Origin of the sequence: Pseudomonas sp. Au-Pse12 (genome assembly GCF_021341665.1) — a bacterium.
Classification (GTDB): domain Bacteria; phylum Pseudomonadota; class Gammaproteobacteria; order Pseudomonadales; family Pseudomonadaceae; genus Aquipseudomonas.
This window is the reverse complement of the sequence record NZ_JAJTTH010000004.1, coordinates 643882-654634: the sequence shown is the minus strand read 5'-3', so window position 1 is coordinate 654634 and position 10753 is coordinate 643882. Positions and strand designations below refer to the sequence as shown.

The 10753-nt window shown below is 64.3% G+C and carries 12 protein-coding genes; 4 read left to right on the top strand and 8 right to left on the bottom strand.

Annotated elements, in window-relative coordinates:
• Positions 1 to 221: 221 nt before the first annotated feature.
• Together LXM55_RS14855 and LXM55_RS14850 are read right to left on the bottom strand one after the other, a co-directional pair.
• Positions 222 to 818: a YceI family protein gene (locus tag LXM55_RS14855; RefSeq protein ID WP_060841506.1), complete on the bottom strand. Its 597-nt coding sequence runs from the start codon at positions 816 to 818 to the stop codon at positions 222 to 224.
• 31 nt (positions 819 to 849) lie between these two features.
• Complete coding sequence (locus LXM55_RS14850) at positions 850 to 1401, bottom strand: cytochrome b (RefSeq protein WP_233321026.1); 552 nt, start codon at positions 1399 to 1401, stop codon at positions 850 to 852.
• Between the two features lie 319 nt (positions 1402 to 1720).
• Here LXM55_RS14850 and LXM55_RS14845 point away from each other — a divergent pair, with 319 nt between their 5' ends.
• Together LXM55_RS14845 and LXM55_RS14840 are read left to right on the top strand one after the other, a co-directional pair.
• A complete protein-coding gene (locus LXM55_RS14845; protein WP_233321025.1) occupies positions 1721 to 3127 on the top strand; it encodes an adenosylmethionine--8-amino-7-oxononanoate transaminase in 1407 nt (468 codons plus the stop codon).
• 169 nt (positions 3128 to 3296) lie between these two features.
• The gene (locus tag LXM55_RS14840; protein ID WP_233321024.1) at positions 3297 to 4016 is read left to right on the top strand and encodes a 16S rRNA (uracil(1498)-N(3))-methyltransferase; all 720 of its coding nucleotides are present in this window, start codon (positions 3297 to 3299) and stop codon (positions 4014 to 4016) included.
• A gap of 46 nt (positions 4017 to 4062) precedes the next feature.
• On the opposite strand, the gene LXM55_RS14835 is transcribed toward LXM55_RS14840, so the two are convergent.
• From LXM55_RS14835 to LXM55_RS14825, 3 genes are read right to left on the bottom strand one after another with little or no spacing between them, the layout of a single operon-like run.
• Entirely contained in the window at positions 4063 to 4965 is a 903-nt protein-coding gene (locus LXM55_RS14835; protein ID WP_233321023.1) for a transporter substrate-binding domain-containing protein, read from the bottom strand.
• A gap of 29 nt (positions 4966 to 4994) precedes the next feature.
• Positions 4995 to 5345, bottom strand: coding sequence for a RidA family protein (locus tag LXM55_RS14830; RefSeq protein WP_233321022.1), 351 nt, complete (start codon positions 5343 to 5345; stop codon positions 4995 to 4997).
• A 20-nt stretch (positions 5346 to 5365) separates the two neighbouring features.
• Positions 5366 to 6607: a D-amino acid dehydrogenase gene (locus tag LXM55_RS14825; protein WP_233321021.1), complete on the bottom strand. Its 1242-nt coding sequence runs from the start codon at positions 6605 to 6607 to the stop codon at positions 5366 to 5368.
• A gap of 167 nt (positions 6608 to 6774) precedes the next feature.
• Between LXM55_RS14825 and LXM55_RS14820 the strand changes: the two genes are divergently transcribed.
• Positions 6775 to 7680, top strand: coding sequence for a LysR family transcriptional regulator (locus LXM55_RS14820; RefSeq protein ID WP_233321020.1), 906 nt, complete (start codon positions 6775 to 6777; stop codon positions 7678 to 7680).
• Between the two features lie 74 nt (positions 7681 to 7754).
• Here the strand turns inward: LXM55_RS14820 and trhA are convergent, their stop codons facing one another.
• Complete coding sequence (gene trhA, locus LXM55_RS14815; protein ID WP_233321018.1) at positions 7755 to 8372, bottom strand: PAQR family membrane homeostasis protein TrhA; 618 nt, start codon at positions 8370 to 8372, stop codon at positions 7755 to 7757.
• Positions 8373 to 8526: 154 nt separating this feature from the next.
• On the opposite strand from trhA, the gene LXM55_RS14810 reads away from it, so the two are divergent.
• The gene (locus LXM55_RS14810; RefSeq protein ID WP_233321017.1) at positions 8527 to 9447 is read left to right on the top strand and encodes a LysR family transcriptional regulator; all 921 of its coding nucleotides are present in this window, start codon (positions 8527 to 8529) and stop codon (positions 9445 to 9447) included.
• A 79-nt stretch (positions 9448 to 9526) separates the two neighbouring features.
• Here the strand turns inward: LXM55_RS14810 and madM are convergent, their stop codons facing one another.
• Entirely contained in the window at positions 9527 to 10291 is a 765-nt protein-coding gene (gene madM, locus LXM55_RS14805) for a malonate transporter subunit MadM (protein ID WP_232643757.1), read from the bottom strand.
• A 1-nt stretch (position 10292) separates the two neighbouring features.
• Positions 10293 to 10709 (bottom strand): malonate transporter subunit MadL, encoded by a 417-nt coding sequence (madL, locus tag LXM55_RS14800; RefSeq protein ID WP_232643756.1) that lies wholly within the window; start codon positions 10707 to 10709, stop codon positions 10293 to 10295.
• Positions 10710 to 10753 lie beyond the last annotated feature (44 nt).

The window sequence follows — 10753 nt, the reverse complement described above, 5'->3', positions numbered from 1 at the left end:
AGCCGCTGCCGCAGGCTGCGAACGACGGGGAACCCGGCGCAAGGGCCTGCCAGGCTCACCGGGTTGCATGACGGGCAATAAAAAACGCCCCCGATTTGTGGTCGGGGGCGTTTCTTTGCCTTGGCGCAGGTTGCGATCAGTCCAGTAAGGGCTGTGCGGGTGAGATCGCGAAGGCCCTGCGGGCCTTGTCGCAGCCTACGGCAGCGGCTACAGGCGAAGCATTACTTCGCTTTCACACCTTCGAAGCTGATGTACAGGTCGACGTTGTTGGACGCCGGACCCAGGTCCATCATCTTGCCGAAATCCTGGCGATTGATGCTGGTGGTGCCTTCGAAGCCGGCACGGTAGCCGCCCCATGGATCCTTGCCTTCACCCAGGAAAGTGGCCTTGACCACCACCGGCTTGGTCACGCCGTGCAGGGTCAGATCACCCGCCACGTCGGCGGTCAGCTTGCCATCGGCATTCTTGCCGGTCGGCTTGACGCTGGTGGAGACGAACTTGGCATCGGCAAACTTGCTGGACTCCAGGAAGTCCTTGCTGGTGATGTGCTTGTCACGTTCGGCGTGGTTGGTGAACACGCTGGCGGTGCGCACGTTGACTTCGATCTTGGCGTCTTCAGGCTTGGCCGCGTCGAAGCTGAACTTGCCGTCCAGGTCCTTGAAGGTACCGGTGATGAAGCTGTAGCCCAGGTGGCTGATCTTGAAGTCGACGAAGGCGTGCTGGCCTTCCTTGTCGATCACGTAGTCCGCTGCCATCACTTGACCGGCCGCCAATACAGCAGAACCGATGGCCAATGCGGCGAGAGTCTTTTTCAACATGCTTTCTATTCCTTTGAGTCAAGGTTGAACATCAGGCTTTGCGGCCCAGCATACGGGTAAGGGTCGCATCACGATCGATAAAGTGGTGCTTCAGCGCAGCCAGGCCATGGACACCGGCAAAGATCACCAGCCCCCAGGCCAGGTACAGATGCACCACGCCTGCTACATCTGCCTGGTCCGGTAGCCCGGAGATCAGGGCAGGCACTTCAAACAAGCCGAACACCGGGATACCCACGCCATCTGCGGTGGAAATCAGGTAGCCGGCAATCATTACCGCAAACAAGCCCAGGTAAAGGAGCGCGTGCCCCAACTTGGCCCCCAGACGGGTCAGGGGTCCATGGTTGGCCGGCGCCGCTGGTGGCGGGCTGACAAGCCGCCACAGCACCCGCAGCAGCATGATCGCAAGCAGTGTCAGGCCGATGCTCTTGTGCAAGTCCGGCGCGTCTTTGCGCCAGGTGCTGTAGTAGTCGAGGCCGACCATCCACAAACCCAGGGCGAACAGACCGAACACCACAAGGGCCACACCCCAGTGCAGAACAATGCTTAACCAGCCATAGCGAGAAGAAGAATTACGTAACTGCATCAGTTGCATCCTGTAAGAAACGCAGATCAAGACTAGCGATTTACCTATCGAATTAAAGCGGAATTTTTTGCTTTGAAATATCGAGAAATACGATCGATAGTCTGGACTCAAGGCGTTAAGAAAAGATTAAGGGCTTTTTCAGACGCATCAGATATACCCCTGGCCGGTGCCCTGATAGCGCTCGGACACGTCTTTGCACCCAGGGCGACTGAGTCTGCGCCAACCGCCCTCACATTAGGTTGTCCCGCGGCCATGCATTGCATAGGCTTGCTCGATTGTCCGCCCGCGCTGTCAGCGAAGCGCCTCCAGGAGACTGTACATGGGCCTGAATAACCAGTGGATGCAACGCGATCTTGCGGTGTTGTGGCATCCCTGCACCCAGATGAAAGACCACGAACAACTGCCGTTGATCCCGATCAAGCGCGGTGAAGGCGTCTGGCTGGAAGACTTCGAAGGCAAACGCTACCTGGATGCGGTGAGCTCCTGGTGGGTCAACGTCTTCGGTCACGCCAACCCACGCATCAACCAACGCATCAAAGACCAGGTGGACCAGCTGGAACACGTGATCCTCGCCGGTTTCAGCCACCAGCCGGTGATCGAGCTGTCCGAGCGCCTGGTGCAGATCACCCCTGAAGGCCTGACCCGCTGCTTCTACGCCGACAACGGTTCGTCGTGCATCGAAGTGGCGATGAAGATGAGCTTTCACTACTGGATCAACCGCGGCCAACCGAACAAGAAGCGCTTCGTCACCCTGAGCAACAGCTACCACGGTGAAACCATCGCCGCGATGTCGGTGGGCGACGTGCCGCTGTTCACCGAGACCTACAAGGCCTTGCTGCTGGACACCCTCAAGGTGCCGAGCCCGGACTGCTACCTGCGCCCCGAGGGCATGAGCTGGGAAGAACACTCGCGGAACATGTTCGCCGCCATGGAACAGACCCTGGCCGAGCACCACGACAGCGTCGCCGCGGTCATCGTCGAGCCGCTGATCCAGGGCGCCGGCGGCATGCGCATGTACCACCCGGTGTACCTCAAGCTGCTGCGCGAAGCCTGCGACCGCTACGGCGTGCACCTGATCCACGACGAGATCGCCGTCGGCTTCGGCCGCACCGGCACGATGTTCGCCTGCGAACAGGCCGGCATCCGCCCGGATTTCCTGTGCCTGTCCAAGGCCCTGACCGGCGGCTACCTGCCCCTGGCCGCGTGCATGACCACCGATGACGTCTACAGCGCCTTCTACGACGACTACCCGACCCTGCGCGCCTTCCTCCACTCCCACAGCTACACCGGCAACCCGCTGGCCTGTGCGGCGGCCCTGGCGACCCTGGACATCTTCGAGCAGGACAACGTCATCGCCAGCAACCGCGCCCTGTCCCAACGCATGGCCAGCGCCACCGCGCACCTGGTGGACCACCCCCACGTCGCCGAAGTGCGCCAGACCGGCATGGTCCTGGCCATCGAGATGGTCCAGGACAAGGCCAGCAAGACCGCCTACCCCTGGCAGGAACGACGCGGCCTGAAGGTGTTCCAGCACGCCCTGGAGCGCGGCGCGCTGCTGCGCCCCCTGGGCAGCGTGGTGTACTTCCTGCCGCCCTACGTAATCACCCCGGAGCAGATCGACTTCCTCGCCGAAGTCGCCAGCGAAGGCATCGACATCGCCACCCGCGACAGCGTCAGCGTGGCCGTGCCCAAGGACTTCCACCCGGGCTTTCGCGATCCGGGCTAGAGCAGGCCATCCATTGTGGCGAGGGAGCGTGCTCCCGCTGGACCGCGCAGCGCTCCCAAAACCAGGCTGAGCACCCCGGCGGATTCAACGACGGCTTCACCGCCGAGCGGGAACCGGCTCCCTCGCCACAGCATGCTTTCCACCGATGCACATTCAACAGAGAACCCAGATGAGATTGTCCCGTTTCTTTATCGACGCCCCCCTGAGCCTCGGCGAGCATGAACTGCCGGAAGCCCAGGCCCACTACATCGGGCGCGTGCTGCGCATGGCCGAAGGCGATGCGCTGCAAGTGTTCGACGGCTCGGGAACGGAGTTTCGCGGCACCCTGGTGGAAGTGGGCAAGAAGCGGGTTCGCGTGCAGCTGGATGAAAGCTTCGCCGGCCAGCCAGAGTCGCCCCTGCGGATTCACCTCGGCCAGGGCCTGTCCCGCGGCGAACGCATGGACTGGGCGATTCAGAAAGCCACGGAGCTGGGGGTCAGCGAGATCACCCCGATCTTCAGCGAACGCTGCGAAGTGCGGCTCAAGGACGAACGCGCCGACAAGCGCCTGCTGCACTGGCGCCAGGTGGCCATCAGCGCCTGCGAGCAATGCGGGCGCTCGCGAGTCCCGGTGATTCATCCGCCCGTGCTGCTGGCGGACTGGATCAAGCAGACCGAGGCCGACCTGAAGCTGGTACTGCACCCGGTGGCCCAGCCCCTGGAAAGCCACGCCAAACCGCAGACCCTGGCCTTCCTGATAGGCCCGGAGGGCGGCCTGTCCGATGCCGAAGTGGAGCAGGCCCACGGCGCCGGCTTCCTGCCCGCCCGCCTCGGCCCTCGCGTGCTGCGCACCGAAACCGCCCCGGTGGTCGCCCTGGCCGTGGCCCAACAACTGTGGGGCGATTTCTAACGCAAAACGATGCAGGGGCTGGCATGCCAGCCCCTACAACAACCGGTTACTCCACCGGATCGCTGGTGGGCCGGGCGATGATGGCTTTCAGCTCAGCGGTCATGGGGAATTCCAGATTCAGGCCCTTGGGCGGAATCGGCTGCTGGAACCAGCGCTGGTAGATGCCGTTGATTTCCCCGGAGCGGTACAGATCCGCCAGCGTGCCGTTGACCAGCGCCAGGAACTGCGGGTCGTCCTTGCGCACCATGCAGCTGTAGATCTCCCGCGACTGCTCCTCCCCCACCACCACCCAATTGTGCGGATCGCGGGCCTTGGCCCGTTCGCCGTAGAGCAGCGCGTCATCCATGTAGAACGCCGCTGCGCGCCCGGTCTGGAGCATCTGGAAAGCTTCGCCGTGATCCTTGGCGCTGATCACGAACATGTCGATCTTGTGCTCGACGTTGTAGTTCTTGAGAAAACGCTCATTGGTGGTGCCCGCCGTGGTCACCACGTTCTTGCCCCGCAAGTCGGCGAAGCGCTTGATCCCACTGTCCTTGGCGGTCAGCAGCTGACCTTTGACGTAGATGAAGCCGTAGGAAAACGCCACCTGCTTCTGCCGCTCGGCGGTCACCCCGGTGGAGCCGCATTCCAGGTCCACGGTGCCGTTCTGCACCAGGGGAATGCGCGTCTGCGAGGTCACCAGGTTGTACTTCACATTCAGCTTGGGCAGGTGCAACTGCTGCTGGATGCGCTCCACCACCTTGCTCGCCAGCTCCACCGAATAGCCCATGGGCTTGCCGCTGTTGTCGCCCACGTAGGAAAAGGGCACCGAAGCATCGCGATAACCCAAGGTAATACTGGCGCTGTTGGCGATCTTGGCCAGGGTGCCGTCCAGAGGCGCGTCATTGGCCTGGGAAATGGCGCTGAACAACAGCCCCAGGGTGCAGCCGAGCAACGTGATCTTATGCATTGTTATTCTCCGTTGTGGGTTAAGGCGGCTCAGCGGCGAACCGCGATGACGCTGATTTCGACGAGGATCTGCGGGCGCGCCAGGGCCGCCTGCAAGGTGGTGCGCGCCGGCGCCTGGCCGGGAGACAGCCAGGCCGACCAGACTTCGTTCATCACCGCGAAGTCGGCCTGGATGTCCTTGAGGTAGATCGTCGCGCTCAAGAGATGGTCCTTGTCGCTGCCGGCCTCGGCCAGAAAGGCGTCGATCTTCTCCAGCACCTCGCGGGTCTGGCCGCCGATGTCGCTGCTGGCCCCCGGCACCTGGCCGGAGAGAAACACCAGTTCGGCAAAGGTCACCGCGCCACTCAGGCGCTCATTGCTGTGGATACGCTGGATACTCATCTGAAGACTCCTTTGAACGTTCAGGCGACGCGGGGCGTCAGGCCCTGCATGTCGATGCTGGTAGAACGCTGGCCGATCAGTTCGCCCAGCAACTGGCCGCTGCCACAGGCCAGGGTGAAACCCAGCGCGCCGTGGCCGAGGTTGAGCCACAGGTTGCGGTAGGCGGTGGCGCCGATCAGCGGCACGCCGCTGGGGGTGGCCGGACGCATGCCGGCCCATTCCACCGCGGCATCGTAGTCACCGGCAGCGGCGAAGGTCTGGGCCGCCTGACGGCGCATCAGGGCCAAGCGGCCTGGGTCCGGCGCGGGGTCGAAACCGACGATGTCGACCATTGCCGCCACCCGCAGCTGCTGGCCGATGCGCGCGTAGACGATCTTGCGGTTGTAGTCGGTGATGCTGATCTCCGGCGCCCGGTGCTGCGGGCCGATGGGCACGCTGAGGCTGTAGCCCTTGAGGGGATACAGCGGCAGCTTGAGCCCCGGCAGGCGCAACTCGGGGCTGCGGTGACCGGCCGCCAGCACCAGATGCTGCACCGGCAACTGGCGCTCGCCCAGGTCGATGGCCTGGACCCGGTCGCCCGCGTGGTGGATGGCCCGGACCCGCTGGCCAAGAAGGATTTCGCAGCGCCCGGAGGCCCGCAGCCACGTCGCCAGCTGCTGGCAGAACGCGTGGCAGTCGGCCACTTCTTCATCCGGGGTATAGATGCCACCGACGAAGGGCGTGTCCCCCAGGGTCGGCTCCAGGGCGGTGCATTCGGCAGCCGACAACACCTGCTGCTGGCGGCTGTCCGCCAGGTTGTGCCGGGCATGCTCGAAGCTGCCGGGCTCGCGAAAGGTCACCAGCTTGCCATTGCGCCGCCAGTCGAAGCCCTGCAGGCCATCCTCTTCGCGCCAGCGTTGCAGGGTGCTCTGGCTGAGCAGCGCCAGGCGCAACAGGTGCGCGCCATTGCGCTGGTTCACCGAGTGCCGGCAAGCCCCCAGGAAACCCGCCAGCCAGCGCCACTGCGCCGGGTCCAGGCGCGGGCGCAGCTTGAGCGGCGAGTCGCCCTTGAGCATCCAGCCCAGGGCCTGCCAGGGCACACCGGCATCGGCCAAAGGCGCCACATAGCGATAGGACAACTGCCCGCCGTTGGCGAAGCTGGTCTGGCTGCCCAGGGACTCCTGGGCCTCCACCAGGGTCACCTCGAAGCCCTGGCGGACCAGGGCGTAGGCACTGGCCAAGCCGATGACGCCCCCACCGATGATGCAAACCTGCTGACTCATGACTGCCCCTAGCCCGTTGTTCGATGACCCGTTGTTCGACGGCACGTTGTTCGACGGCACGTTGTTCGATGGCACGTTGTTCGATGGCCCAAGGTTAGGGGCAGGTGACAGGCGCCGGACAATGAATAAAGATGCACCTCCCATAAACAAAGGTTATGGACTGCCCCATGCGCCTGCGTCATATCGAAATTTTCCAGGCCATCCGCCAGGCCGGTTCCATCAGCGGCGCCGCGCAGTTGCTGCACGTCTCGCAACCGGCGGTGACCAAGGTCCTGCAGCACGCCGAACTGCAGCTGGGTTTCCCGCTGTTCCTGCGGGTGCGGGGCAAGTTGCAGCCGACTCCGGAAGCCCTGGAGCTGGAGCGCGAAGTGGACAAGGTCAGCGAAAGCCTGCAAGGCGTGCGGCGCCTGGCCCAGAACCTGCGCCGGGCGCCGGGCCACAGCCTGCGCATCGGCGCCACCCCGGCCCTGGCCCTGGCGTTGCTGCCGCCGGCCATCCGTGAATGGACCCGCCTCTACCCCGACAGCCTGTGCGAACTGTCCAGCGCCCACAGTCGCGAGCTGGTGCAGAACCTGCTGATGCGGGAAATCGACGTGGCCCTGACCCTGCAACGCCCCGATCACCCCGGGCTCTGCGCACAGCCCCTGGCCGAGGGCGTGCTGGTGGCCCTGGCGCCGCTGGACTACTGGCCGCCCACCGTGCGCGGCCAACCGCTGGCCCTGATGGAACTGGCGGATGCACCGCTGATTGGCCTGAGCAGCAGCGACCCGCTGTCGGCGCGCCTGGACAGCTACCTCAAGGCCGTGGAGCCGCCGCCGCGGATCAGTATTGCCGTACAGACCTACTCCCTGGCCCGGGCCATGGTCGAGTCCGGCGCCGGGTTGGCGCTGATCGACCCGTTCACCGCCCTGGGCGCATCAACCGCCAGCACCGTCATCCGGCCCCTGAGCCCGCCGCTGCCGATCACCCTGTACGCGGTGATCCGCGCCGCCGAACCGCCGCCCCACACCCTGGCCAGCCTGCTGGAGATCTTCGCCCGCCAGGCCCAGGCCCAACTCGACCATCCTCTGTAGACGCTGGCTGGCCAGCGAAAACGTTCGCCAGCACGGGGCAAATCCAGAGGGCCTCTTCGCCGACAAGCCGGCGTCTACAGGACGTAGAAGAGGATGGCGACGAAATGCAGCAGGCTGCCGGCGATCACGAACAGGTGCCAGATGCCGTGGGCATGGCGCAGGCGGCTGTCCAGGGCGAAGAAGATGATGCCCACGGTGTACAGCACCCCGCCCGCCGCCAGCCAGGTAAACCCGGCGGTTCCCAGGGCCGCCAGCAGCGGCTTGACCGCCACCAGGACGATCCAGCCCATCACCGCGTAGATCACGATGGAGAGGATCCGCGCTTCGGAACGCGGCTTGATCTCCTGGAGAATGCCGATCAGCGCCAGCCCCCAGACAATCCCGAACAGGGTCCAGCCCCAGGGCCCGCGCAGGGTCACCAGGCAGAACGGCGTGTAGCTGCCGGCAATCAGCAGGTAGATCGAAAAGTGATCGACCTTCTGCATGATGTTCTTCGCCCGGCCGCGCACGCTGTGATAGACCGTGGACACGCTGTAGAGCACCAGCAAGGTGAAGGCGTAGATCGCCACGCTGACGATCTTCCACGGGCTGCCATCGAGGCTGGCCAACACCACCAGCCAGATGCCGCCGACAAACGCCGCGATCGCCCCCAGCAAGTGGGTCCAGGCGTTGAATCTTTCTCCGTGATACATCGGTCACTCACCCTTGAAACATGAAAAAACACGCAAGGCTCAGGCCTGCAGTTTGAAAGCGCAATAGCTCAATGGGGGCTCGGCGGATAAAAAACCAGCGGCCACTTTCGGACTCATCGGGCATCATCAGCCCCTCATCAGCCGAGGCCAGACCATGCTCATCGACGAAGAGTTGACCCTGAAAAAGCTCGAAGTGTTTCTGGCCTTCATGCGCACCGGCAACCTGGCCCGCGCCGCCGCCGAGTTGCAGACCAGCAATGTCAGCGTGCACCGGGCCATCCATTCCCTGGAAAACGCCCTGCGCTGCCCGCTGTTCAAGCACGAAGGGCGCAACCTGACGCCGCTGGAAAGCGCCTTCGTGCTGGAAGAACGCGCGCAGAAGCTGGTGCAAGACGTGGTCGAGAGCGTGCGCCTGACCCGTGAAGCGGCGGGCTTCTCTGCAGAACGCTTCAAGCTCGGCGCGCTTTACTCGCTGACGGTGAAAACCGTGCCGCAACTGATCATGGGCCTGAAGCTGCGCCGCAGCGAGCTGAATATCGACCTGATCCTGGGCTCCAACATCGACCTGCTGTACAAGCTCAAGAACATGGAAGTGGACGCCATCCTGATTTCCCTGGACGACAGCGTCAACGACCCGGACTGCGAGCAATTGCCGCTGTTTTCCGACGATATCTTCCTCGCCACCCCGGCCGATTCACCCTTCGCCCAGCAGCGCGAAGTCGACCTGGCCGACGTGCGCGACGCCACCTTCATCACCCTGACCCAGGGGTTCGCCACCCATCAGGACGGGGTGCGGGTGTTCAAGCAGGCGGGGTTCGAACCGAAGGTGGCGATGCAGGTCAACGACATCTTCACCCTGCTGAGCATGGTCAGTTCCGGGGTCGGTTATGCGTTGCTGCCAGGAAGGATCGCAGCGGTGTATGAAAACCGCGTGAAACTGATACCGCTGCAGGCGCGCTACCGCCTGCAGCAACATATCGGCGTGGTGTTTCTCAAGGCCAAGGAGCGCGACCCGAACCTCCTGGCGCTGCTGGCCGAGTGCCGGATGTACGCCAACCGCCAGGGCGCGTCCTGAGCCCCCGCGTAGGAGCTGGCTTGCCAGCGTAGGCATCCGAGAAGGGGCTCTTCGCCGGCAAGCCGCCTCCTGCCGGGGGTTAGCCCACCAGGCCGCGGACGATGAAAAACAGCAGCGACGGCCCCAGCAGGCAGCCCAGGCCGGTGTGGAAGGTGGCGGTCAGGGCGCCGTAAGGCACCAGCCGCCGGTCGGTGGCTGCCAGGCCCGCCGTCACGCCGCTCACCGTTCCGGCCAGACCACCGAAAACCATCGCCGAGCGCGGGTTGTCCAGGCCCATCCAGCGCGCCGCCATGGGCGTGCCCACCATCACCAGGATCGCCTTGATCAGCCCCGTGGCAATTGACAGGGCCACCACGTCGGAACTGGCACCAATGGCCGCCCCGGTCACCGGGCCGACGATGTAGGTCACCGCACCGGCGCCAATGGTGGTCATGCTCACCGCATCGCGATAGCCAAAGGCCCAGGCAATGCTCGCGCCGACAATGAACGGCAGTACCGTGCCCAGCAGCAGCGCCACCGCGCCGATCATCCCGGCCTTGCGGGCCTCGGTGGCCTGCACTTCAAAGGCCGTGGCGACGATGGCGAAGTCCCGCAGCATGGCCCCTCCCATCAGGCCGATGCCGGAAAACAGCGCCAGGTCCGCCAGGCCCTTCTGCCCACCGGTCAAGGTGCCGCCGACCCAGGCCAGCACCAGGCCGATGACAATGGCGATCGCCGAACCGTGAATGCGGCCAAACGTCAGGCGCTTGGACAGCAGCACTGAAATCCACATGATCACCCCGACGAAAGCGAAGGCAGTCACCAGACCGTTGTGTTCCAGGCCTTTCTCGATCAAATCCCACATCTCAGCGCCCTCCTGCCGGTGCGGCGTTCACACCCGGCTCCAGCGGCTCGGCGGGCAAGGGCTCGCCCTTGTGAGTCCGGCTGATCAGGGCAATGGTGCACCCGCAAAGCACCACCGAACCTATGGCCGCCAGCACCGCCACCGGGCCGCCATGCAACGCGGTCACCACGTTCTGCTGGGCAGCCATGGCCACCACCACCGGAATGTACATGGCGCCCCAGAAGCCGACGCCCATCTCGCAATCCTTGGTCATGCCGCCGTGCCTGTGCATCCACAAACGGGCGCAGATCAGCAGGATCATGGCGATGCCGACCCCGCCGACATTGGACTTCACACCCAGCAACGCGCCAAGCATGTCGCCGACAATCACCCCTGCCAGGGTACAGATCGCCAGCAGTGCCACACCGTAGATAATCATTGTTGTTGTCCTCAAAGTGCATCGTCGAAGTTGTTGTTCTTGTG